This is a genomic window from Janthinobacterium sp. GW821-FHT03C08, assembly GCF_059420905.1.
Genome location: NZ_JBWKUP010000025.1, coordinates 41,362 through 66,222, shown reverse-complemented (window position 1 = coordinate 66,222; position 24,861 = coordinate 41,362). Strand labels below are relative to the sequence as shown.

The 24,861-nt window shown below is 67.3% G+C and carries 18 protein-coding genes; 6 read left to right on the top strand and 12 right to left on the bottom strand.

Going from position 1 to position 24,861, the window contains the following annotated elements; genetic code table 11:
• The 5 genes from AC07VL_RS26395 to AC07VL_RS26375 all read right to left on the bottom strand — a co-directional run.
• Positions 1-244, bottom strand: a 244-nt coding sequence (locus AC07VL_RS26395; protein ID WP_494808479.1) for a DUF4880 domain-containing protein, incomplete at its 3' end; no start/stop codon positions are given.
• Positions 237-758: a sigma-70 family RNA polymerase sigma factor gene (locus AC07VL_RS26390; protein ID WP_494808478.1), complete on the bottom strand. Its 522-nt coding sequence runs from the start codon at positions 756-758 to the stop codon at positions 237-239. The genes AC07VL_RS26390 and AC07VL_RS26395, both read right to left, overlap by 8 nt.
• A gap of 110 nt (positions 759-868) precedes the next feature.
• Positions 869-1,024: a GNAT family N-acetyltransferase gene (locus AC07VL_RS26385; protein WP_494808477.1), complete on the bottom strand. Its 156-nt coding sequence runs from the start codon at positions 1,022-1,024 to the stop codon at positions 869-871.
• A gap of 33 nt (positions 1,025-1,057) precedes the next feature.
• Positions 1,058-1,336, bottom strand: a complete 279-nt coding sequence (locus AC07VL_RS26380; RefSeq protein ID WP_494808476.1) for a GNAT family N-acetyltransferase — start codon at positions 1,334-1,336, stop codon at positions 1,058-1,060.
• A gap of 131 nt (positions 1,337-1,467) precedes the next feature.
• Positions 1,468-1,695, bottom strand: a complete 228-nt coding sequence (locus AC07VL_RS26375) for a hypothetical protein (RefSeq protein WP_290599820.1) — start codon at positions 1,693-1,695, stop codon at positions 1,468-1,470.
• Between the two features lie 146 nt (positions 1,696-1,841).
• Here AC07VL_RS26375 and AC07VL_RS26370 point away from each other — a divergent pair, with 146 nt between their 5' ends.
• Together AC07VL_RS26370 and AC07VL_RS26365 are read left to right on the top strand one after the other, a co-directional pair.
• On the top strand, positions 1,842-3,035 hold the full coding sequence (locus AC07VL_RS26370; RefSeq protein ID WP_494808475.1) for a prenyltransferase/squalene oxidase repeat-containing protein: 1,194 nt from the start codon (positions 1,842-1,844) through the stop codon (positions 3,033-3,035).
• Positions 3,028-3,975 (top strand): AAC(3) family N-acetyltransferase, encoded by a 948-nt coding sequence (locus AC07VL_RS26365; protein WP_494808474.1) that lies wholly within the window; start codon positions 3,028-3,030, stop codon positions 3,973-3,975. The genes AC07VL_RS26370 and AC07VL_RS26365 overlap by 8 nt, the downstream gene beginning before the upstream one ends.
• Here AC07VL_RS26365 and hepB read toward each other — a convergent pair.
• Both hepB and AC07VL_RS26355 read right to left on the bottom strand, forming a co-directional pair.
• A complete protein-coding gene (hepB, locus tag AC07VL_RS26360) occupies positions 3,958-6,846 on the bottom strand; it encodes a heparin/heparin-sulfate lyase HepB (RefSeq protein ID WP_494808473.1) in 2,889 nt (962 codons plus the stop codon). The two genes, AC07VL_RS26365 and hepB, sit on opposite strands and share 18 nt — an antisense overlap.
• A gap of 161 nt (positions 6,847-7,007) precedes the next feature.
• Entirely contained in the window at positions 7,008-9,275 is a 2,268-nt protein-coding gene (locus tag AC07VL_RS26355; RefSeq protein WP_494808472.1) for an OPT family oligopeptide transporter, read from the bottom strand.
• Positions 9,276-9,646: 371 nt separating this feature from the next.
• Between AC07VL_RS26355 and AC07VL_RS26350 the strand changes: the two genes are divergently transcribed.
• Positions 9,647-11,971 (top strand): penicillin-binding protein 1A, encoded by a 2,325-nt coding sequence (locus AC07VL_RS26350; protein WP_494808471.1) that lies wholly within the window; start codon positions 9,647-9,649, stop codon positions 11,969-11,971.
• 43 nt (positions 11,972-12,014) lie between these two features.
• Here AC07VL_RS26350 and AC07VL_RS26345 read toward each other — a convergent pair whose 3' ends face one another.
• Entirely contained in the window at positions 12,015-12,671 is a 657-nt protein-coding gene (locus tag AC07VL_RS26345; RefSeq protein WP_494808470.1) for a TetR/AcrR family transcriptional regulator, read from the bottom strand.
• A 362-nt stretch (positions 12,672-13,033) separates the two neighbouring features.
• On the opposite strand from AC07VL_RS26345, the gene AC07VL_RS26340 reads away from it, so the two are divergent.
• Positions 13,034-13,948 carry a lipase family alpha/beta hydrolase gene (locus AC07VL_RS26340; RefSeq protein ID WP_494808469.1) on the top strand — a complete coding sequence of 305 codons (915 nt, stop codon included), beginning with the start codon at positions 13,034-13,036 and terminating at the stop codon, positions 13,946-13,948.
• Positions 13,949-13,958: 10 nt separating this feature from the next.
• Entirely contained in the window at positions 13,959-14,876 is a 918-nt protein-coding gene (locus tag AC07VL_RS26335) for a lipase secretion chaperone (RefSeq protein ID WP_494808468.1), read from the top strand.
• A gap of 3 nt (positions 14,877-14,879) precedes the next feature.
• Here the strand turns inward: AC07VL_RS26335 and AC07VL_RS26330 are convergent, their stop codons facing one another.
• The 4 genes from AC07VL_RS26330 to AC07VL_RS26315 form a co-directional block, all read right to left on the bottom strand.
• Positions 14,880-17,657, bottom strand: coding sequence for an ATP-binding protein (locus AC07VL_RS26330; protein WP_494808467.1), 2,778 nt, complete (start codon positions 17,655-17,657; stop codon positions 14,880-14,882).
• A gap of 111 nt (positions 17,658-17,768) precedes the next feature.
• A complete protein-coding gene (locus AC07VL_RS26325) occupies positions 17,769-19,751 on the bottom strand; it encodes a putative bifunctional diguanylate cyclase/phosphodiesterase (protein ID WP_494808466.1) in 1,983 nt (660 codons plus the stop codon).
• 8 nt (positions 19,752-19,759) lie between these two features.
• Positions 19,760-21,346: a methyl-accepting chemotaxis protein gene (locus AC07VL_RS26320; protein ID WP_494808465.1), complete on the bottom strand. Its 1,587-nt coding sequence runs from the start codon at positions 21,344-21,346 to the stop codon at positions 19,760-19,762.
• Between the two features lie 364 nt (positions 21,347-21,710).
• Positions 21,711-23,444: a methyl-accepting chemotaxis protein gene (locus tag AC07VL_RS26315; RefSeq protein WP_494808464.1), complete on the bottom strand. Its 1,734-nt coding sequence runs from the start codon at positions 23,442-23,444 to the stop codon at positions 21,711-21,713.
• Between the two features lie 350 nt (positions 23,445-23,794).
• On the opposite strand from AC07VL_RS26315, the gene AC07VL_RS26310 reads away from it, so the two are divergent.
• On the top strand, positions 23,795-24,730 hold the full coding sequence (locus tag AC07VL_RS26310) for a 5'-nucleotidase (RefSeq protein ID WP_290607446.1): 936 nt from the start codon (positions 23,795-23,797) through the stop codon (positions 24,728-24,730).
• Positions 24,731-24,861 lie beyond the last annotated feature (131 nt).

Below are 24,861 nucleotides of genomic sequence, written 5' to 3'. Positions count from 1 at the left end.
GGGCGGCGCCGGCCAGCGGCGGCGGAATGCCGGCCAGCTGGCCGCTGACGGCCTCGATGCGCTGCCAGGCCCGTTCATGTTCCGCGTCCGCGGCGCGCCAGCGCTGCCACGCGGTGCGCTGTGCGGCAGTGGCGTCGCCGCCTTGCAGCGCCAGCCACCACTGCACGGCCTGCCGCGCCACGGCGGGCGCCACGCGCATCGCGGTATCGGCGCCGCCCAGGACGGCCGGCATCGCTTCATCCATCGTGCTGCTCCGGGAAAAAGCAGCGCAGGGCCGCCCTGGCCAGGTGGCGCTTGACGGTGGACAGGGAAATGCCCAGCTCGGCCGCGACCTCCTGCTGCCCCATGCCGTCGAGCTGCACCAGCAAAAAGGCTTGCCGCGCCTGCGCCGGCAGCGCGGCCAGGCGCCGGTCCAGCTCCACCAGGCGTTCGAGGAACATCAGGCGCACCTCGGGCGGCGGCGCCACCGGTTCCGGCATCAGGGCGAGGGCATCGCGGTAGGCTTGCTCGATGGCGCGCCGGCGCACGTGGTTGATCAGCAGGTTGCGGGCGATCGTCGTCAGGTACGCGCGCGGCTCCTGCACGCCGTGCATGCCCCGCGGCGCGAGCACGCGCAGGAAAGTGGCCTGCGCCAGGTCGGCCGCGTCGAAGGCATTGCCCACCTTGCGCTGCAGCCAGCCCCGCAGCCAGCCGTGGTGCTGGCGATACAGGATGGCGATGTCATCGAAATCATGCAGGGAAACGTGGTCGGCGGACATGGAGCGGCGGGTCTGGCGGGCAGCACAAATTTAATGAGAATTATTCTCAATTATAGGCAGAAGTGAACATTGCGGCAAGATCGCTGCACGCGACGGCCCCGGGCAGCGGCTCAATCCGGCCTGAAGTCGGCCTGCAGCAAAGCGTAGATATGCAGGTCGACAAACGCGCCATGCAGCCATTCCGCCTGCCGCAGCACGCCTTCGTGCGTGAATCCCAGCCGCCTGGCCAGCGCCATGCTGGCCAGGTTGCCGGCGGCGCACTGCAACTCGATGCGGTGCAGCCGCAGTGCGCCAAATGCCTACGCCAGGACGGCGCGTACTGCCGCGCTGGCGATGCCCCGGCCCTGGAACGGGCGTCCGAGGTAATAGCCGATTTTCGCCTTGCGGTCCGCCGCGTCGATGTCTTTCAGGCGGATGCTGCCGCATAAGGCCGCGCCGGAGAAAACATGCCATTCCAGTACCTCGCCGCTGGCCGCGCGGGCGACGGCGGCCTGCAGATAGGCCTGCGCCTCGCCGATCGCGTCCAGCTGCAGCAAGGCGGGCAGGTAGGCTTGCAGGTGTTCGCGGTTCTGCGCCACCAGGGTGGCGAGCGTGCGGCGTGTTGAGGCAAGATTGGAACAATGGAAATATCAGGAAAATTTGAAAGATTCACGCGCAAAAAATTCCTGGCGGACCCGAAAGGTTAAAGAAGGGATATGCAGTTTGACCGCTACGCCGCAATCGAATGCGACACCGTCAGCCACTCGCCCGGCTGCAGGTTCGCCGCCGCCTCGCGCGTGGCCAGCACGCTGTCGGGGTCCAGTTCGGACCGGTTCAGCTTGTAGGAATAGGCGAAATCGTCCGCATCGAAGGCTTGCCCCGCCTTGACGTAATACTTGAAGCCGACGAAGGAATCGGGATTGGTGACGACTGCATACTCGAGCGTGACGCTATTCATGGCGGGCCCCGTCAACGGTGGTGAGGCATCCATTATGCGTCAATTCCGGCCTGCGCGACGCCACGACGGATTCTTGCGGCAAGTCAACCGGCAAGCGGGCTGCCGGCGCTACAGTAGGCAGACCCCGCCACCACGCCATCGTCACCATGCGCACACTCCTCGGCAAGATCAGGCACACCCTGGCGCTGCCAGCCCGGCTCCCGGCGGCGGCGCGCAGCGAGCGCCGCGCGGACCGGCGCGGCCTGCCCGCCGTCGACCCGGGTCCGGACGCCGTCATCCATGCCTGTACGGCATGGCTGGGCGCGGCGCAGGACCATTCCAGCTCTAACGACGGCGGCGTGGCGCGCGACTACAGCCTGCTGACGGGCTGGTCGAGCTCCTACCCGGAAACCACCGGCTACATCATCCCCACTATGATCGCCCTGGCGCGGCGCACGGGCGATCATGGTGGGGATGCTGCGCTGCACGGGCGGGCGCGCCGCATGCTCGACTGGTGCGTGGCCATCCAGTTCGAGGAAGGCGGCTTCCAGGGCGGCAAGATCGATTCCACGCCGCGCGTGCCCGTCACCTTCAATACGGGCCAGATCCTGCTGGGCCTGGCCGCCGGCGTGCAGGCGTACGGCGCCGCCTATGCGGATGCCATGCACCGCGCGGCGCGCTGGCTGCGCGACAGCCAGGATGCCGACGGCTGCTGGCGCCGGCATCCGACGCCGTTCGCCGGTGCCGGCGACAAGGCCTACGAGACGCACGTGGCATGGGGCCTGTTCGAGGCCGACCGCACGGCGCCGGGCCTCGGCTACGGCGCGGCCGGCCTGCGCCAGGTGGAATGGGCGCTGACCCAACAGCGCCCCAACGGCTGGTTCGCGTCGAACTGCCTGGACAACCCGCTCCTGCCGCTGAGCCACACCATCGGCTACGTCTTGCGCGGCCTGCTCGAAGCGCACCGTTTTGCGGCGCGCGCGGACCTGCTGGACGCCGCCGCGCGCACGGGAGCGGGCGTCGCCGGCGCCGTGGCGGCCGATGGCTACCTGCCCGGGCGCCTGGGGCCGGACTTCCAGCCCGGTGCCGGCTATGCCTGCCTCACCGGTTCCGCGCAAAATGCCCACTGCCTGTTCCTGCTGTACCAGCGCACGGGCGAGCGCCGCTACCTGGACGCGGCCCGCCGCCTGAACGGCTACGTGCGGCGCACCGTCGCCACCAGCGGCCCGGCGCACGTGCGCGGCGGCGTCAAGGGTTCCTTCCCCATCGATGGCGATTACGGGCGCTGGGCTTACCTGAACTGGGCGGCCAAGTTCTGCATCGATGCCAACCTGCTGGAACTGGAGTTGCGCGATGTTTGAGGGGACCAGACGCACCGTCCGCGCGGCGCTGGAAGCGTGGCGCCGCGCCGCCAGCGCCCGCCGCCAGCGCCGGCAGGGGCGCCACGTGACGCGCGCCGCCCTGGCGGCCGGCCTGGCGCGGCTCGGCGTGATGCCGGGCGACGCGCTGTTCATCCATTCCTCGCTGAAAAGCCTGGGCTACGTGGAAGGCGGCGCGGCGGCCGTGATCCATGCCCTGCAGGATGCCGTCGGCCCGCAGGGCACGCTGCTGCTGCCCACCTACTATCTGCCCGGCGGCACGCTGCGCGCCGCCTGCGCCACGCCAGGCTATGTGTTCGATGCGCGCCGCCACGGCACGCACATGGGGCGCCTGCCCGAGGCCTTCCTGGCCTGCGGCGATATCCACCGCAGCATCCACCCGACGCACTCCGTGTCCGCGTGGGGCCGCCATGCGGCCTGGCTGACGGAAGGCCATCACCGCGCGCCGTCGATCTTTGGCGCAGGCTCGCCCTGGCAGCGCTTCCTCGGCTGCCAGAACGCGAAGGTGCTGGGCCTGGGCATTTCCATGGGGCCGGTGACCTTCTATCACGCGCTGGAAGACGCCATGGGCGACGCCTTTCCCGTGCCCGTGTGGGAAGGGCCGACGACGCTGCTGGCCTGCCTGGACCACGACGGCCGGCGCTGGGACGTGCCCGTGCGGCCCTACGCCCCCGCCATCGCGCAGCGCCGCATCGACCAGCCGGGCCGGGGCGACTTGCGCGATTATTTCGAGCGCGAATTCGACGCCGCCGGCCTGCGCGTCAACGGCCAGGTCGGCGATGCGGCGTCGTGGTGCATCCCGGCGCAGGCGTTTTTCGAACACCTGCGCCAGCTGGCGTCCGAACACGTGACGATCTACGCCACGGCGGCGGAACTGGCGGCGCGCCCCGTCCTGTACGGTCCCCTACGGCAGGGCCGGTGAGCCTGCCGACGGGGCCGTCGCACGCGCGGCAGCGGGCGCGGTACGCTGCAAATCGTACAGGCCGCCTCCGCTGGCGACAAAATACAAGGTGCCGGCCTCGGCATTCACCTCGTCCTCGATGGGGCCGCCCGCGCCGCGCTTGCGCACCGTCCAGCTGCCTTCCTGCAAACCCGTCACCAGCACCTGCATGGATGCGCCCTGGGCCGGCAGCTCGACCGTGACGAGCCCGCCCAGCGGCTGGCCGCTCCTGGAAAACAGCACCACGCGGTTCCGGATCTTCACGCCGGCCAGCAAGGGCGACTCGATGGCCGTCGTTGGCAGCGCGGGCAGCGCGCTGCTGGCGTCCATCACCTGCATGACGTTCAGGAACAGATCCGTTTCGCTGGCGGCGGACGGCGACACTTCCAGCCGCCAGGCGCCCGCTTCCTCCGTCGCATAGTCGGCCTCGGGCTGGATGGGATAATTCGTCCTGTTGACGCTGAATTCATTGCCGCTGCCGCCCACCTTGGCCAAGGTGGCATTCGCCGGCAGCAAGGTCCGGTTGATCAGCTTGCCGTTGTACTGGTAGGTGTGGTTGTAGTCCCATTCCGTGCGCCGGATGACCGCCGTGTCGCCGCTGATGGCGGGCTCGGACTGGCTGTGCAACAGCCACGTCTTCCTGAAGCCCGCGTCGCTGGCGCTGACCTTGTCAAACACGACCAGCGCAGCCGGATGGCTCGCATCCTTGAAATTGAGGAAGACGAACGAGCGCTGGAACTGGCGCACCTTGCTGCTGTACGCGGCCGTCAGGTCGCCCTTGAGGTAGCTGAAGTCCGGCGCCTGCGCCTGGGGACCGACCTGGTGCTTGAGGACGGTGGCCACCTTGTAGCCCTTGGCCAGGTCCGCCAGGGTTTCGGGCTCGTCGCCCGCGAAGCGCTGGCCGCCGTCATTGGCAAAGCCGTCAAAATTCTCGGCGGAATCGTGCACCAGCACCGTGTTGTGCGCGATCGTGCGCTTGTGGTAGTTCATGTCATGCGCACTGCCGTATTCCAGCGTGATGGAAGGATCGAGCACGTCGCGGCCGCTGTAGATGCCCGAATCGATGGCCAGGCCGCCCTTGTAATAGATCTGGAAATGCCCGGCGTCGTAATGCTCGTGGTTGCCGAACCAGTCGCCGCCCAGCTTCATCGTGGCCACCACATCGCCCGCATCCGCTTGCATGGCATCCGTCCAGCCCGTGCGGGCGATCATCAGGCCGGCAGGGTCCGGGAAATACTTGGTCAGCGGCAAGGTCGCCGGGCTGGGCGTGCTGCCCATGACCGTATTGCCCAGCAACACAGGCCACAGGCTATCCTTGGGATGGATGAAGCTGGTCGACGGCTGCGACGACTGCTTCAGGTACTCGTGCTTCAAGGTGGGATTGTTGTAGTAGCTCGCGGGCAGCAGGAAGGCCAGCGGTTCGCTCCAGGTCTGCGTACTGTTGGCGTAGGACGAATGGTAGACGTCGCCGTCGCGCATCCACTGCCCGTCGGGACGGCGTCCGTACAGCCAATGATAGGGCGTCATCTGCTGCACGGGATCGAACACGGGGGCGGCGCCCATGCGCCGGAACAGCCAGGCAGCGTACATATCCGAGAGGAAACGCACGGTGCCGTAGGACGCCCCCTGGTGATACGCCTGCGCCGCGTAGGCGTAGTTGCGCGGCGCGATGTAGTCGGCAAAGAAGCGCCCCGCAACGATGTTGTAGACCAGCGGCGCCTCGTCGTAGAAGGCGATGGCGGCGGACAGCTGGTCGCGCAGCAGCTGGTTGTCGCTGCCGTGGCCCACGACAGCGCCCTGGCGCGATGGCGGAAAGCCGATTTCCATCGTCGCCGCGATCTGCGTAAAGCGCGTGACGACGTAGGCGCGCTGCTGCGCCGTCATCAGCGTGAAGCACCAGTCGTACACCATGGCGCTGGCCAGGACGATCTCGCCTTTTTCGTTCGAATAGCCGTAGCCGGGCGAAAAGCGCACGGCGGCCAGGTAGTCGAGCAGCATCTGCACGGCTTCCCTGCCCCGCTGCGCCTGCGCCGGCGCGACGCCCTGCTCATACAGCAGCGAAGACAGCGCCTTCGCCTTGATCGCGTTCAGCACATCGGCCTGATGATTCGTCATGGCCGGGCCGCCGGGCACGAACGGGGGCAGCGCCGGCAGGGCCACCACGACCGGCGCGGCGATAAAGCCATTCAAGACGGCGCGGTGCGACGCCATTTCTGCCGCAGTCGACTCGAAACGGCTGCGCATGGCGGCCAGGTCCCCCGCCCTGGCAAACACGCGGGGATGCTCGCCGGCGGGCGGCAGCACCGTGGGCAGCGGATACGCGCCATGGCCTTGCGGGACAAAATCGGCGAGCGCCGTCACCAGCAGGCAGTCGATGCCCACGCCGCCGTCGCGGTACTTGAGCTTGAGCTGGCGCTCGCCGGCGGCCAGCCAGCGGGTGACGGGCACCCACGTCCACTGCCCTGCCTGGCCCGATACGTTCGGCACGGCGATACTGGCATAGGCGCCATCGTCGAGCGCCAGGTACAGCGAGGCGGCGTTTGCCGCCGGCGCCAGCACGCGCAGCCAGACCGTGTAGCTGCCGTCTCGGGGCACGGCCACGGCATACGCCAATTCCGCTGCCGCGCCTGGCGTATCGGCGCGCGCCAGGTCCGCCGGCGTGGCCAGGTACAGGCCGCCCGATACCGCGTTGCGGCCCGCGCTGTCGGGCGCCCATGGCGCTCCCGGCGCCGCCGCTTCCGCCTCGAACATGGCTTCGACGGGAAAAGGCGCCGCATGCAGGACGGGACTGGCCGCCAGCAGGGCGGCCTGGATAAAACCGTGCAATTTGTTACGGCTTCGCAGCTTGGACATACCCGGACCTCCAGATTGTTGCGTTTTAAATATCAGGAACAATACACCATTCGGGTTAATTTGATTGCATTTTTATAACAAATTCAGCCTGCGCGATTGCGCCGGGTCAAAAAAAACCGCCCGGTGCGAGCCGGGCGGTTGTCATCGGAGCGGGCCGGACATCAAGCCTGCGGGCTGTCCGCCTTCTTCTCTCGTGCGACGAGATACAGCAGCACGATGATGGCCGCGTATGGCAGCAGCGACAGCGCGTCCGAGTGCAGGCCCGCGTACAGCGGGTTGCCGTGCTCGGCCCAGTCGGCCATCATCTGGTCGAAGTGCGTCAGCACGCCGGCCGTGATGGCGATGATGATGCCGGCCAGCGCGCCGCCGGCGATGTAGCCGGACGCCAGCAACACGCCCGAGCTGCGGTCGCCCGCCAGCTGGCGCTCTTCCTCGTTCAATTTCGCATTGTGTTCCAGCTTGTTGTTGCGGCGGTCCGCCAGCCAGCGCACGATGCCGCCGACAAAGATCGGCAAGGTGGACGACAGGGGCAGGTACACGCCGACGGAAAACGCCAGGGACGGGATGCCGGCCATTTCCAGCACCACGGCGATCATCACGCCGAACAGCACCAGGGTCCACGGCAGCTGCTGGTCGAGGATGCCCTTGATGATGTAGGACATCAGCACGGCTTTCGGCGCATCGTATTTCTTCACTTCCGTGCCATCGGGACGCTTGTTGTAATGGCCATTGATGCCCGGATCGACCAGGTAGGCCAGCTGGCCATCATCCTTGACAAAATATTTGCCGGCCGGGCCGCCCACGGTGTCCGTCTTTTGCCAGACTTTATACGTGTTGTGGTCGGTGTCGGCTTGCGGGCCATGCAGCTCGCCCGTCACCGTCAGCTTGGACGCATCGACCGTCAGGCCGGGCGCCACTTGCGCTGCCGGCACGTAGACGGTGCTCGCCTCATTGAGCTTGAGCAGGATGGGGCCGAGGATCAGGGCCGACGACAAGGCCCCCGCCAGGATCGCGTACTGCTGCAGGCGCGGCGTGGCGCCCACCAGGTAGCCCGTTTTCAAGTCTTGCGAGGTGGTGCCCGCATTGCTGGCGGCGATGCACACGATGGCGCCCACCGACAAGGCAGTCACATAGTAACGCCCGCCCGTCCAGCCCATGATGAGGAAGATCAGGCAAGTGAACAGCAAGGTGGCCACGGCCATGCCGGAGATCGGGTTCGACGAGGAGCCGATTTCGCCCGTCAGGCGCGACGACACGGTGGCGAACAGGAAGCCGAAGACAAGGATCAGCAGCGCGCCGAGGAAATTCATGTGCAGCGGCGTGGCGAAGGTGATCACGGCGATGATGGACAGGCAGCCGATGACCACCCATTTCAGGGGTATGTCCTGGTCGGTGCGCAGGGTGGACGCCGTCTTGACGCCCTTGCCCAGGCCCTTCAGGCCGGCCGACAGGCTGCGCCAGATCATGGGCATGGCGCGCACCAGCGAAATGAGGCCGCCGGCGGCCACGGCGCCCGCGCCGATGTACAGCACGTAGGCGCTGCGCACGTCGTCGGCGCCCATTTCGCTGATCAACTTGGTGCCCGGCGAGAGCACGGTGGTCAGGCTGTCGCCGAAGAACTTGATCATCGGGATCAGCACCAGGTAGGACAGCACGCCGCCGGCCGCCATGGTGGCGGCGATGCGCGGGCCGATGATGTAGCCCACGCCCAGCAGTTCCGGCGAAATCTCGGCGCCGATGGAGCCGCCCTTGAGCGGCGCGGCGAATTCCACGCCCGGCGTGTCCTTCCAGCCCTTGAACGAGATGTTGAACACCTTGTACAGCAGGCCGACGGCAAAGCCGCCGAAGATGATCTTGGCGCGGCGCTTGGCGTCCAGCGCGGCGGCCGAATCCTTCTCGATGCTTTCGCCGGCGGCGATGCGCGATTCTTCCGTGGCGGCCGCCTTCAGCACTTCGGCGCACGCCGTGCCTTCGGGGAATTTGAGTTCCTTGTGCTGGTCGACGATCATGGTGCGGCGCATGGGGATCATCATCAGGATGCCCAGCAAGCCGCCGAGGATACCGACCAGCATGACTCTGGAGATTTCCAGGTCGAAGCCGAGGATCAGGATGGCGGGCATGGTCACGCCCAGGCCGAAGGCCAGCGACTCGCCGGCCGAACCGGCCGTTTGCGTGATGCTGTTTTCCAGGATCGACGAATCCTTGCCGCCCACCTTCTTGGCCAGGCCGAACAGGGTGATGGCGATCACGGCGACGGGGATCGAGGCGCTGACGGTCAGACCCACTTTCAGCACCAGGTACAGCGAGGAGGCGCCAAAGACCATGCCCAGGATGACGCCCATGAACAGGGCGCGGAAGGTCATTTCGGGCAATTTGGCGTCGGCCGGAATATACGGCTTCATGGCGCTCGGTGTTGCATCTTTTGCCATTCTCAATTCCTTAATTTTATAAAATAAACAGCCCGGATCTAAGTAACCCTCGGGAAATTAGTGTGAATTTATGACGAACAGAAGCGGATGCTATGCAAGGCGCTCACTGCGACGCAGTGCGAGCACTGCTAGCAGTGAGCAACGCCGCAGAGCGCCGGTTATGGAAGTCAGAAATCACAATAATTTATTGGGGGTTACTTAGGCCCGGGCTATTTTCTTGAAGCCGTGACTATCGCACAGCCGCGTTTCGATGAAAAGGTTTTTTGCAGCCCCTCCCGATGCTTGGGTCCCGTCTCCGCCAACGCCGGGGCGCCTGGCGCATTGGTCTATAATCGCTGCCACCGTGCCCTGCACGCTCATGTGAGACTGCCTTGACTGCCAAACGAACCGGATTTCCCTGGCCTTCCCGCCGCGCCACCGTGCGCGGCTTCATCATCGCCGGCTGCGCCGCGCTGGCCGCCGCCGTGCTGCTGGCCGCCTACCTGTTCCTGTACGTGCGTCCGCGCCTGCCCGAGCTGGACGTCATCACCGATTACCAGCCGAAGATTCCCCTGCGCGTGTACACGGCCGACAATGTGCTGATCGGCGAATTCGGCGAGGAACACCGCGATTTTATCCCCATCGCGCAAGTGCCCGACATGATGAAAAAAGCCCTGCTGGCCATCGAGGACAGCCGCTTCTACGAACACCACGGCATCGACTTCGTGCGCGCCGGCGGCGCCGTGCTGTCGAACCTGCGCCACGGCTTCGGCCACGGCGGCGGCTCCACCATCACCATGCAGGTGGCGCGCAACTTCTTCCTGACGCGCGAAAAGGTCGCCTCGCGCAAGCTCAATGAAATCATGCTGGCCCTGAAGATCGAGGCGGCCCTGTCGAAAGAGCAGATCCTCGAGCTGTACATGAACCAGATGTACCTGGGCCAGCGCTCGTTCGGCTTCGGCAGCGCGGCGCAGACGTATTTCGGCAAGCCCCTGTCCGAACTGTCGATCGCGGAAATGGCCATGCTGGCCGGCCTGCCGCAGAATCCCTCGCGCCACAACCCGATCAGCAATCCGAAAAAGGCGCACGCGCGCCAGCAACTGGTCCTGAAGCGCATGCGCGAACTCGATTACATCAGCGAAGGCCAGTACCGGCAGGCGCTGGCGCAGCCGCTGCATATCAACAGCCGCGGCAAGCAGGGTTTCGACACGCACGCCGAATACGTGGCCGAACTGGCGCGCCAGGCCGTCTACGCCCAGTACAAGGAAGACAGCTACACCAAGGGCATCAGCGTCTACACGACGATCCTGAAAGCGGACCAGGATGCGGCCTACGCCTCGACGCGCCGCAACGTCATCGCCTACGACCAGCGCCACGGCTACCGCGGCCCGGAAACCTTCATCGACCTGCCGGCGGACCCCGAGCAGCGCGACGACGCCATCGATGCTGCACTGCAAAAACGCCCGGACAGCGACGGCCTGATCGCCGCCGTCGTCACGGAAGTGTCCAGCGGCAAGGTGCTGGCCGACACGGGCGACGGCGACGCCAAGGCCATCACGGGCGACGGCCTGCGCTTCGCCGCCCCCGCGCTGTCCGCCAAGGCAGGCGCCGGCATCAGGCTGCGCCCGGGCGCCGTCATCCGCATCAGCCAGGACGCGAAGGGCAGCTGGGCCATCACGCAAGTGCCGCTGGTGGCCGCCGCCTTCGTCTCGCTGGACGCGGACACGGGCGCCTACCATGCCATGGTGGGCGGCTTCGATTACAACCTGCAAAAGTTCAACCACGTCACGCAGGCCTGGCGCCAGCCCGGTTCGGCCATGAAGCCCTTCGTGTACTCGGCGGCGCTGGAAAAAGGCTTTTCGCCGGCCACCCTGATCAATGACGTGCCCCTGGAAATGCAGGCGGGCGGCAAGGTCTGGGCGCCGCAGAATGACGATTTCAAGTTCGACGGTCCCATCACCATGCGCTATGCGCTGGCGCAGTCGAAGAACGTGGCCTCGGTGCGCATCCTGCGCGCGCTGGGCATCTCGTACACGCACGACTTCCTGGAAAAATTCGGCTTCGATCCCGCGCGCCAGCCCAGCAACCTGACCATGGCGCTGGGCACGGGTTCCGTCACGCCCGTGCAGATGGCGGGCGCCTACGCCCTGTTCGCCAATGGCGGCCACCAGGTGGAACCCTACCTGATCGACCGTATCGTCGACGCCAGGGGCGCGGTGCTTATGCAGACCAAGCCGCCCGCGCCCAACGACGACAAGACCCTGGCGCTGGACCCGCGCAACGCCTTCGTCATGGACAGCATGCTGCGCGAAGTGGCGCGCACGGGCACGGGCGCGGCGGCGACGAAGAAACTGGGACGCAGCGACATCGCAGGCAAGACGGGCACCACCAGCGACGCCGTCGACGGCTGGTTCGCCGGCTACGGCGGCGGCATCGTCGCCGTGGCGTGGATGGGCTATGACGATCCCAAGTCCCTGGGCGGACGCGAATTCGGCGCCACCCTGGCCATGCCGATCTGGATCGACTACATGCGCACCGCGCTCTCCACGCGCCCGCAGGTGACGCGCGCCGTGCCGGCAGGCTTGAGCCAGGTCGACGGGGAATGGATGTACGACGAATTCATCGACATGAACGGCGTCAAGACGCTGGACATGGAAGCGGAGACGCCGACGGATCCGGCGGCAGTACCGGAGACGGTGCCGGTGGAAACCAACTAGTGAAAAAGCCAGGAGCGATCCTGGCTTTTTTTCGACGGCGTTTTTACGGCGCCTTGACCATGCTCAGGTATCCGCGCACCGTCTGCACCACGCTGTCGGCAAAATCGTCGACATGGACCTTCGCCGCGCGGTACTTCCAGCGCTTCACGTACCAGTCCTGGAACAGGGCCAGGCAGTGAGCCGACAGCAAGGTCGGGGCGCCCTGCGGCTTCGGTTCGATTTCGGCGATGGTGGCGGCGATCAGGGTCTGCACATACAATTCCGAATTTTTCGCCATGCTGCGCTGCTCCACCTGCAGCACGCGCGAATCCATGAAGACGAAATAAAACCACGGCTGCAGCACTTCGGACAGGTAGATCGACGAGCGTATCATCGCCTCGAGGCGGTCCAGCGGCGACTTCACGTCGGCAAACAGCAGCGGCAAGGCTTGCGTGGCGTGGCGCACCACGTCCTCGATCATCTCGGCCAACTGGTCCTTGCTGGTGATGTAGCCATACAGGCCACCCATCGACAGTCCCGTCTCGCGGCACAGGTCGCGCAAGCTCATGGCGCGGAAGCCCACGTCATTGGCGAGGCGGAAGGTGGCGACGAAGATGCGTTCGAGGTTTTCCAGTGCCGGCTTGCGGCGCTTGACGCCGATGCGCTCCGCGTGGCGGTCAAGAATATATTCCCAGATATTTTCGCCATTTAAAGGCGTCATCTGCTGAAACTGTTCAAAATTAAAATGGGTCGACAAGTGCATTCCCAAGTAACGGTTATGAGCGGTGTAATTACAGCGCCTGGACGGCGCCGCAAGACGGTGGGACGGCGGATTTCGGGGCGATTATAGCGCAGGAAAACCGCTATTTTACTTTTCAACTATGCAATGGGCGTATAAGCAACGACCCATGCGCAAAGTTATTGCGCTGCATCATGCAATTCCCATGCAATTTACCTCCAGCAGTGCTACATTTCAAAAACCGAGCGCTCGCTATATTTAATGCATCGATAGAATGTACGGCAGGCGCGCGGATCATCGCTACAGCATCGACATTTCCACTATATTAAAATAACGGAGACAAAATGAAGACTCGCTTCTGGCAACTGCTTTCCACCCTGCTGCTCGCCCTCGCCATCCTGCCCGGCAGCGCCGGCGCCGCCGGCTATACGCAAACGAAGTACCCGATCGTGCTCGTGCACGGCCTGTTCGGCTTCGACAAGCTCGGTCCCGTCGAATACTTCTACGGCATCCCCGACGCCCTGCGCAGCGGCGGCGCGCAAGTCTACGTGACCACCGTCTCGGCCGCCAACAGCACGGAAGTGCGCGGCGAGCAGCTGCTGTCGCAGGTGCGGCAAATCCTCGCCGCCACGGGCGCGGCCAAGGTCAACCTGATCGGCCATAGCCATGGCGGCCCCACGGCCCGCTATGTCGCTTCCGTGCGGCCCGACCTGGTGGCTTCCGTCACCAGCGTGGCCGGCGTCAACAAGGGTTCGAAGGTCGCCGACATCCTCGTCGGCGCCGCCCCCAGCACCAGCGGCGCGCTGGGCAATGCCCTCGCCTCCCTGATCGGCATTTTGTCCGGCAACAAGGGCTTGCCGCAAAACGCGGGCGCCTCGCTGGCGTCGCTGTCCACGGCCGGCTCACTGGCCTTCAACAGCCGCCACCCGCAAGGCGTGCCGGCCAGCGCCTGCGGCGAAGGCGCCTACCAGGAGCAAGGCGTGTACTATTTTTCCTGGAGCGGCGCGCAGCCGTACACGAACGTGCTCGACGTGGGCGACCCGCTGCTGGCCACCATCAGCCTGGCCTTCGGCGGCGCGAAGAACGATGGCCTGGTGAGCAGCTGCTCCAGCCACCTGGGCAAGGTGATCCGCGACGACTACGCCATGAACCACCTCGATGAAGTCAACCAGTTCGTCGGCATCGTCAACCTGTTCGAGACGAACCCCGTCACCGTCTTCCGCCAGCAGGCCAACCGCCTGCAAGGCCTGGGACTGTAAGGAGTAGTGCATGCACGCGAAATGGAAGATGGCGGGCGGCGCGGCCGTGGCGGCGCTGGCCCTGTACCTGGCGCTGCGCCCGGGCGAGCCGCCGGCCCCGCCGCCGGAAAAGGCGGAACCTGACCTGTTCGCGTTCGTGCGCTCGATGGAAGGCACGCGGCCGGACGGCAACGTGACGGTGGCCGCCGGCGACAAGCTGGTGGTCGACGCGGAACTGGGCCACCTGTTCGACTACTACCTGGCGGGCCTGGGCGAAAAGCCGCTGGCCGCCATCCGCAGCCAGATCGAGGCGGAACTGGACAGGCGCCTGGCGCCCGCGCCAGCGCGCGAAGCGAAGCGCCTGCTGGGGGCGTATCTGGCCTACAAGCAGGCGCTGGCCGGCGCGGAACAGGCCCTGCCCCCGCAGGCCGATGCCGCCGCAGCGGCGCGCGCCCGGCTGCAAGCCATGCGCGCACTGCGCGGCAATTACTTTACGGCGGAAGAAAGCGCGGGCCTGTTCGGCGCCAGCGACGCCTACGACGACGATGCCGTGGCGCGCATGGCGATATTGGGCGACACCGCGCTCGACGAGGCGCAGCGCCAGGCCAGGCTGGCGGCGCTGGACCAGCAGCTGTCGCCGGCCCAGCGCGCCGCGCGCGACGCGCCGGTGAAAGTGGCACAGCTCGATGCCTCGGTGCGGGCGCTGCGCGCGCAGGGCGGCGGCGAGAATGAAGTCTACCGCCTGCGCGCCAGCACCTTCACGCCCGAAGCGGCGGCGCGCCTGGCGGAACTGGACCGCGAGGAATCGCGATGGCAGCAGCGCATCATCGCGTACCAGACGCAGAAAGCCGGCCTGCCCGGCGGCGCGCAGGATGCGGCGGCCCTGCGGCAGCTGCGCGACGCCAGCTTCACGCCCGAGGAGCAGCGCCGCCTGGGCGCCTACGAGTAAGGCCTACGCCAGCTGCGCCAGCAGCGCCGCCGCCGCCAGCACGTCGGCGCTGCCCTGCCCCTGTGCAAAGCCCGCATGCACGGGCGCCAGCAAGGCCCGCGCCTCGCCGCTGCGCTCCTGCGCGTGCAGCAAGGCCGCCAGGCTGGTGGCGCAGCGCAGCTCCCAGCCCGGCGCCTGCTGCGCGCGCGCCAGCGCCAGCGCTTCCTCCAGCTGCGCCTCGACTTCCCGCAGGCCCGCGCCGTCATCCACGGCCAAGGCGCGCCAGCGGCGGTGCGCGGCGCGGCGCAGCACTTCGGGCATGCTCCACGGCGCCAGGCCCGTGCGCGCGCGCTGCACCGCCTGCGTATCGGCGGCGGCGTCGTGCAGGGTCGCCATGACATCGATCTGCAGCGGCCAGTTGCGCACCGTCGGCCAGGAAAAATCGGCCATCGACTCCCCCGCGTCGAGCAGGTGCTGGTAACCGGCGCCCCAGGCGCTCCAGTACAGCAGGCCGTAGCGGGCCGCATGCTCGCGCAGCAGGCAGTTCCAGGCACTCGCCAGGCTGCGCTGGCCGCACCACAGGGCCACGGGAATGGCGCTGAAGGCCAGTGCCACGCACAGCGAGGCGCCATTGTGCTCGAAGCCCAGCATCACCGCTTCGCGCGCGATGTGCAGCGCATCGTCGGGACGTCCCAGCAGCCACAGGCAGCGTGACAGGTTGCCGCGCAAGCACACCTGGTGATCGGCCAGCAAGGCATTGTTGAAGGTCAGCTGGACCGCGCCGTCGGGATGCGCGAGCACCATGCGCGCCAGCGCCGCCGATTCCGCATGGCGCCCCTGCAGGTGCTCGCCGGCCGAGCGCATGCGCGCCTGCACCAGTTGCATCGCCGTGCTGCCGCTGGCCAGGCACAACTCGCCAAGCTGGGCCACATAGGTGCCGGCGCCGGTGAAATCGGCCAGCGCCATGCTGCAGATCCACATGCCGCAGATGGCTTCGGCGCGCCGCGCCGTATCGTCCGAGCGCATGGCCAGCCCATAGCCGTGCCGGAACGACAGCAGCATGGCGCCGCTCACGCCCTGCGTGTGCATCAGCAGGTGCGCCAGCGAGGCGTGCAGCTGCATTTCGCTGTCCGCGTCGACGATGGCATGCAGCGCCATCTGCTCCAGCGCCCGTTCCACGCGCACGCGGTACTCGTCCATCAGCGACAGCTGGTAGAACAGGGTCTGCGCCGCCAGTGTCAGGGCGATGCCCAGCGCCGCGTCGGCCGCCTCGCCAAAGGCCCAGTCGATGGCAGCGCGCAGGTCGTCCACGTGACGGCCGTAGCAGGCGCTCCAGCTGGCGAACGACATGCGCTCCCAGTCCGCGGCGATGCGTTCGGCCAGCGCCTGGCAATGGCGCGCATGGCGCAGGAACACGGCGTCGCCCTGCCCGCTGGCCTGCAGCTGCGTGGCCGCGTAGGCGCGCGTCGTTTCCAGCAGCCGGTAATACACGTGCTCGCAGCAAAACTCGATGCTGACGAGGGACTTGGCGGCCAGGTCGGCCACCGTGTCGAACACGTCATGGCCGGCGACGGCGGCGGCGGACTCCATGCGAAAGCGGCTCCTGAACACGCTCAGCACCTGCAGCACCGCGCGCTCGTCCGCGTCGAGCAGGCCGTAGCTCCAGTCCAGCGTGGCGCGCAGGGTCTGGTGGCGCAGCGGCACGTTGCGCGGGCCGCGCGTGAGCAGGCGAAAACGGTCGTCCAGCTGGCGCCGCAGTTCATGGATGCCGAAATGGCCGATGCGCCCGGCCGCCAGTTCCAGCGCCAGCGGGATGCCATCGAGACGGCGGCAGATTTCCGCCACCACGGGCACGTCGGCGTCGGCGAGCGCGAAAGCGTCGTCCACGGCCGCGCAGCGCTCGCAGAACAGCTGCACGGCGGCGAAATGGCGGGCCGCCTGCGCGTCGGGCACGACGTCGGCCGGCGGCAGGCCCAGCGCGGGCAGGCGCTGCAGGTGCTCGCTGGTGATGCGCAGCGGCTCGCGGCTGGTGGCCAGCAGGTGCAGCAGCGGCGCGCCCCTGAGCAGCGCGTCGGCCAGCGCGGCGGCCGCGCCGATCACGTGCTCGCAGTTATCCAGGACGATCAGCATGTGGCGCTGGCGCAGGTACGCCAGCAGGCCGGGCATGGAGTCGCCGGCCGGCACGGCCACGCCCAGCGCCGTGGCCAGCGCCAGCGGCACCAGGTGGCCCTCGCTCAGCGGCGCCAGGTCGACGAAGCAGACGCCGTCCGCATAGCGGCGCAGCACGCGCGTGGCCAGGGCCACGGCCACGGTGGTCTTGCCGATGCCGCCGGGGCCGACGACGCACAGCAGGCGCAATTGCAGCAGCTGGTTGGCCATCGCCTGCACCGTTTCGGCGCGGCCGATCATGCGCGTCAGCAGGACCGGCAGGTTGTGCTGCGGCTCGGGGCCGGGCGGGCCGGCGGCCGCCGCCTGGCCCGTGTACGACAGGGGCGCCAGGAAGCCATAGCCGCGCCCCGGGATGGTGGTGATGTAGCGCTGGCCGTCGCGGCCATCGCCGAGCACCTTGCGCAGCGCGGCCAGGTGCACGCGCAAGGTCGCATCGTCGACGACGGCGTTGGGCCAGACGATGGCCAGCAGCTCATTCTTGTCGACGATCTCGCCGGCCCGCTCCAGCAACGCCAGCAGCAGGTCCATGGCGCGGCTCCCCAGGCGCAGCGCGCGCTCGCCATCGAACAGCAGGCGCTCGAGCGGCAATAGGCGAAACGGGCCGAAGACAAAGGCCGGAATGGGGCTGTTCATAGTTGTTGCATGGGGAAAGTGTGAAAGCAAACGGCGTGCAGTGGCAGTATTCTACTGAGCATCGGCGCCAGCCCGCATGGCCTCATGTATGCATCCTGTTACAAAGCCCGCTCACATGGCGGGCGCCAGCGCGGGACGGGCGCCGGCCAGCAGCGCGGCGATGGCGGGCGCCGGCGCCGGGCGGTGCAGGTAAAAACCCTGCACCTGCTGGCAGCCCAGGCGGCGCAGCCGCTCCAGCTGCTCGCCGCTCTCCACGCCTTCGGCCACCACCAGCAGGCCCAGTCCGCGCGCCAGCTCGATGGTCGAGGCGACGATCATGGCGTCATTCCGGTCGATGGCGATGTCGCGGATGAAGGAGCGGTCGATCTTCAAGGTGTGGATCGGCAGCATCTTGATATGGCTCAAGCCCGAATAGCCGGTGCCGTAGTCATCGAGCGAAATGGCCACGCCCAGCGCGCGCAGGCGCATCAGCACCTCCTTGGCTTGCGATATGTCGTCGATGAAGCAGCTTTCCGTCACTTCCAGCTCCAGCAGCGCCGGCGACAGCGCGTAGGTGCGCAGGCAGCGCGTGACGGTGTCGAGCAACTGCGGGTCGCGCAGCTGCTTGGCCGAGACGTTGATCGCCACGGGCACCAGCGGCAAGCCTGCCACGCGCCACTGCGCCAGCTGGCGGCAGGCGGCGGCGATGGTCCAGTTGCCCAGCGCGAGGATGGCCTGCGTTTCCTCCGCCAGGCCGATGAATTCGTTCGGGAAGATCAGGCCGTGATGCGGGTGATCCCAGCGCAGCAGCGCCTCCAGGCCGACGATGTGCCGGCGCGCCGTGTCGAACTTGCCCTGGTAATGCAGGCAGAATTCGTCCTCCCGCATGGCCAGCTCGAAGCGCCCCTGCAGCTCCAGGCTGCGCGCCGACGACAGGTTCAGGGCCATGTCGTAGAAGCGGAAGCTGTCGCGCGCCGCCTTGGCGCCGTGCATGGCGCTGCCCGCGCTCGACAGCAAGGCGTCCACGCTTTGCCCGTCGCGCGGATACATGGCGATGCCGATGCTGGCCGTGGCCAGAATGGCCGCGCCGGCGGGCGGCGCGAATGGCTGGCGCAGCGCGTCGAGCACGCTGCCGGCGACGGCCGCCAGGCGCTCCTCGCTGGCTACTTCGCACAGCAGCAGCACGAATTCGTCGCCGCCGAAACGCGCCAGCAGGTCGCCTTCGCGCAGCGCATGGCGCAAGCGCCGTGCCGCCTCCTGCAGCAGGGCGTCGCCGGCCAGGTGGCCCAGGCGCTCGTTGACCTGCTTGAAACGGTCCATGCCGACCAGCAGCAGCGCATAGTGGTTGCGGCTGTGGCGCGCCTGCAGCAGCTTGCCGCTGGCGCCGTCGTAGAAGCGGCGCCGGTTGGCCACGCCCGTCAATTCGTCGCGGGTGGCCAGCAGGTCGGCGCGGTTCCTTTCGCGCGCCAGCTGCAGGCTCAGGGTGATGTGCGCGCCCTCCGCCTGGCGCCGCTGCGCGCGCAGCCGCCGCCGCGCCGCCCACACGACGGCGCCGCCCAGCGACAGCACGGCCAGCGACACCAGCGCCGCCTGCGACAGCAGGCGCCAGCGCAGGGCATCGAGCTGCGCCAGCACGCGCGCGCGGTCCTGGCTGACCCGCACCTGCAGGCCATGGCGCAGCAAGGTGCGCACCTCGAGCAGGCAGGCGTCGTCCGCATGCGCCTGGCCGCCGGCCGGCAAGCCGTCCTGCAGCGCGGCCAGCACGCCCTTGCCGGCGCCGGCGATCTCGATGCGGCCATGCGCCTTGCGGCTGATCTCGCGATAGGGACGCAGGAAGTACGCCAGGTCGGCGGGCAGCGCGGGCAGGGACGCGAGGGCATCGTCGAGCTGCGCGGCCAGGATCGAGGCGACGTCGCGGTTCTCGATGCGGGCGCGCTCGAGCGCCTGCTGCGCCTCGTCGTCGAGGCGCACGGCCGTATAACCCCAGATGCACAGCAGCAGGCAGGCGGCCAGCACGGCGCACAAGGCCGTGCTGGCCGCGTTGCCGTGCCAGGCAGCGTCCAGCCAGCGCCGCGCGGCAACAGGCCGGCGCTCTCCCGTGACAGGCTGCTCCACTCAGACCACTACGCGGTCAGGCGCGGCACGGCCGGCGCAGGACGGCCCGCCAGGGCCGGCGGGGCCGGATGCAGGCGGAACACGCTGACCACCTGCAGCAGGTTTTCCGCCTCGCCCTCGAGCGACTGCGAGGCGGCCGCCGCTTCTTCCACCAGCGCCGCATTCTGCTGCGTCACTTCGTCCATCTGCACCACGGCCTGGCTGATCTGGCCGATGCCCGTGCTTTGCTCGGCGCTGGCCGCCGTGATGTCGGCGACCATACGGCTGACCCGCCCCACGGCCGCCACCACTTCCTGCATGGTGGCGCCGGCTTGCGCCACCAGCGCCGCGCCCGCGTCCACCTGCTGCGTCGAGTTGGCGATCAGCGCGCGGATATCGCGCGCGGCGGCGGCGCTGCGCTGCGCCAGGCTGCGCACTTCCGTGGCCACAACGGCGAAGCCGCGCCCCTGCTCGCCCGCGCGCGCCGCTTCCACGGCCGCGTTCAGGGCCAGGATGTTGGTCTGGAAGGCCAGCATGTCGATCACGCCGATGATGTCGGCGATCTGCGCCGACGAGGCGCTGATGGCGTCCATGGTGTGGATCACCTGCCCCACGGCCTTGCCGCCGTCGCCGGCGATCCTGGCCGCCTCGATGGCCAGCGCGCTGGCGTGGCGGGCATTGTCCGCGTTCTGCTGCACGGTCGAAGTGAGTTCCTCCATGGCCGACGCCGTCTGTTCGAGGGAGCTGGCTTGTTCTTCCGTGCGCGCCGACAGGTCGACGTTGCCGGCCGCGATCTGCGTCGACGCCGTGGCGATGGTGTCCGTGCCGCTGCGCACGCGCTGCACGATATCGAGCAGGTTGCCGTTCATGATGGCCAGCGCGTCGAGCAGCCTGCCCGTCTCGTCCCGCCCGTGGCGGCCGAAGCGCGACGTCAGGTCGCCGGCGGCCACCGTCTGCGCCACCCCCAGCGCATGCTGCAGGGGCGCGACGATGCTGCGCGTGACCAGCCAGGCCGTCACCAGCGAAAAGACGATGGCCAGCGCGCTCAGCGCCAGCATCATGGTGCGCGCCGACACGTACTCCGCGCGCACCTCGGCGCCCGCCTCCTCCATGCGGTCGTGCTGGTGCGTGATCAGGGTTTCCAGCGCCGCCATGTAGCGCAGCTGGTCGTTGCGCACGGCGCCCAGCAGCAGGGCCGCCGCCTCGTCGCGCGCATCGGCGTCGAGCAGCGCCAGCACCTTGTCGCGGCCGTCGTTGAAGGTGGCGCGCGCCTGCGTCACGGCCGCCATCAGGGCGCGGCCCTGCTGCGACAGCACGATGCGTTCGAGCTGCGCCAGGCGCTGTTCCGTGTCCGCGCCCGCCCTGGCGATGGTGTCGCGCTCCTGCGCCAGCTGCTGCGGCTCCGTCATCAGCAGCAGGTTGCGCGAGGAACGCGCGATGACGTTGACATTCTTGATGATGTCGTTGGCCAGCACGGTCTTCGGATATTTATCCTCGATCACGTCGCGCATGCGCAATTCCAGGCTGGCCAGGCGCAGCATACCCAGCGCGGCAGTGCCCAGCAACAGCAGAGTCAACAAGGCAAAGGACCAGCGCAAGCGGGTCCCGATATTCATATTCGCCATCTTCATTCGCATCCTTCAGTATGGTGCATCGGTCATCGCGCCAGGCCCGCCTGCAGGGCTGACGGCAATGGCTGGCGCCGCCAGCGGCCATGGAAGGCCGGGCGCAGCGGGCGGAGGGGTCAGCCTGGACAAGGCAGAGGCGGGAGCTTGGGTTGCTACGTCAGGCAGTGTGAGTTATCTCACAGGCAATGTCGCGTTAAGTTTTGCAAAGATTTGCTTAGATGGCAAAACAGCTATTCTTATAACACTGTTTTTTTGGTAAGTAGAAACCGCAGCAGGGCACGGGGTGCCATGGGCGATGGCCGCGCAGCGGCCGGGCGGAGGGCGGCGGGGCCGCCGCCCTCGCGTCAGGACGTCAGAATACTTCCCACTCGTCTGCGCGCGGCGCACTGTTGCGCGTGGACGGCACGGCGCGCAGCACGGGCCGCGTCCTGGCAGGTGGCGCCGCGCGCACGGGCGCCGCCGCACGCGGCCGGCTGGCGGCCGCGGCATGCACCGCCGGCGCGCCATCGAGCTTGAACACGCTGACCACCTGGGCCAGCTGGCCCGATTGCTCCTGCAGGGATTCGGCCGCGGCGGCCGCCTCCTCCACCAGGGCCGCATTTTGCTGGGTCACCTGGTCCATCTGGCCGATGGCCTGGTTGATCTGGTCGATGCCCGAGCTTTGCTCCTGCGTCGCCAGGCTGATTTCCGCCATGATGTCCGTCACGCGCTGCACGCTGGCGACGATGTCGGCCATCGTGCTGCCCGCTTCCATCACCAGCTTGCTGCCCGCGTCGACGGCCAGAACGGAGTCGCCGATCAGGGTCTTGATTTCTTTCGCGGCGGCGGCGGAACGCTGCGCCAGATTGCGCACCTCCGTCGCCACGACGGCGAAGCCGCGCCCCTGTTCGCCCGCGCGCGCCGCTTCCACGGCCGCATTCAGGGCCAGGATGTTGGTCTGGAAGGCGATGCCGTCGATGACGGAAATGATGTCGACGATCTTGCGCGAGGAATCGTTGATGGCGTCCATGGTCTGCACCACCTTGTCCACCACGGCGCCGCCCTTCACGGCCACGCCCGAGGCGCTGCGCGCCAGCTGGTTCGCCTGCTGGGCGTTGTCGGCATTCTGCCGCACGGTCGACGTCAGCTCTTCCATCGACGATGCCGTCTCTTCCAGCGAGCTGGCCTGCTCTTCCGTGCGCGAGGACAGGTCCAGGTTGCCGCTGGCGATCTGCGACGACGCCGTGGCGATCGTCTCCGTGCCGCCGCGCACCTGGCCGACGATGTTCACCAGGCTGGAATTCATGTCCTTCAGCGCCTGCAGCAGCTGGCCCGTTTCTTCCGTCGTGTGCACCTCGATGTGGCTGGTCAGGTCGCCCGAGGCCACCGTCTGCGCCACTTTCACGGCCGAATTGATCGGCTGCGTGATGGCCCGCGTGATGTAGGCGGCGCAGGCGATGCCCAGGGCCGCCGCCAGCAGCGCCAGGATCAGCATCAGGCTTTCCGAGCGCACCACGGCCGCGCCGCCATCCTTCACGCTGGCCTCGGCCACGCCGTTATTGAGCTGGATGATCTCGTTGAGCGTGGCCTCGGCCTTGCCGAACAGGCTGCGCGTACCCTGGTACTGCTTGTAGAAAGCGACGAACAGCTCCTTCTGCCGCTGCTCGTCGCGGTTGTCGGCCAGCTGGCGCAGGATGGCGCGCACCTTGTCATCGTCGGCCTTCCAGGCCGTCCACTCCTCCAGGAAGCGCTTCCACAGCACGGCTTCCTCGGGGGTTTGCGGCAGCGGCTCGTACAGCTTGCGGCCCGCCTCGATATTGCTCCAGGCCTTGGTGCGCAGCTGCAGCGCCTCGGCGAACTTGTCCTGCGACTGGTAATTGTTTTCATAGATGGCCGCCGTCAGGGTGGCGGCGGCGACGGCCGTCTGGCCCTCGTTCATCATCATCAGGCCCTGGATGGACGGCAGGCGCACGACGCCGATCTCGTTGACGGCGTTGCCCACGCTGGCGATGCCCGTGTAGCCGCAGAGGCCGACCACCAGCAGGGCCGCCATCATCACGGCGACGAGCGTCGCCAGCTTCCATTTGATCAGTAAATTCTTAAACATGGCTAGGTCCCTTATAAAGTACGACGACTGCTGGCGAGGTTGAGGCTGGCATGTTCGGGTAAAACGGCAAGCACTTGCATAAAGGCGGCGGGGCTGGGGCGTACGCTTCGTTACAATTGGCGAGATTTCATATTAAGCAGCATAGAGGAAAAAGATCTTTCTGACTGATACATACTTGATACAAAACAAGATTTATTTCTTTCCCCGCGCAGCCGTTGTAAAACGGCCTGCGGCCAAGGCCCCTCGTCCCCGCATTGCACCCGTTTGGTGCAGATATTTGCCCGGCGGCCCTATTGGCTATGCAGTTAATAGTCGTATAAGATGGTCAACAAGCAAACAACAGGCACACCATGGCTTATCCTATCGAACACAAACTGGTGATCGGCGTCGCGTCCAGCGCGCTGTTCGACCTGTCCGAATCGCACCAGGTCTACCTCGACAGCGGCCCCGAGGAATACCGCAAGTACCAGGAAGCCCACATCGATACGGTGCTGCCGCGCGGCGTGGCCTTCCCCTTCATCCGCCGTTTCCTCGCCATCAACAAGCACTATCCGCGCCAGTCGCCCGTGGAAGTGGTGCTGTTTTCGCGCAATTCGCCGGAAACGGGCTTGCGCGTCATGCACTCGATCGCTCACTACGGCCTGGATATTTCCCGCGCCGCCTTCATGACGGGCAAGCCGCCCTATCCCTACCTGCCCGCCTTCAACGCCTCGCTGTTTCTCAGCGCGAACGAGGACGACGTGCGCAGCGCCCTCGCCTGCGACTATCCGGCCGGCCTCGTGCTGCCATCGCGCACGGAAGACGATGAAAGCGACGAAGAACTGCGCGTGGCCTTCGACTTCGACGGCGTGATCGCCGACGACGAGGCGGAAACCGTCTTCAAGCGCAACAACGACGTCGATGAATTCCACGCCCATGAAACCCTGAACGTGGGCACGCCCCACCGTCCCGGACCGCTGGCCGGCCTGTTCCAGAAGCTGGCCGCCATGCAGCGCCTGGAGGAAAAGGCCCAGCGGCGCGACCCCGGCTACCGCAAGATCCTGCGCATCGCCATCATCACGGCGCGCAACGCCCCCTCGCACGAGCGCGTGGTGACGACCCTGAAAAGCTGGGGCGTGGCGGCCGACGAGACGTTTTTCCTCGGCGGCATGGACAAGTCGCGCGTGCTGGCCGTGTTCAAGCCGCATATCTTCTTCGACGACCAGCTGAGCCACCTGAAATCGGCGGGCGGCACGATACCGATGGTGCATGTGCCGTTCGGTATCGCCAATGTGCGCGCGGGATAAGGCCGGCTGCGCGGCGCGCCCGCCAGCCAGCCAGCGCCGCCCGCGACGGTTTTCTCAAGCGCGGAGATAAGGGCGATGGTCTATAATCGTGCCTGTCAGCGCCGTCACCGGCGGCGCGGCGCGCACCACTG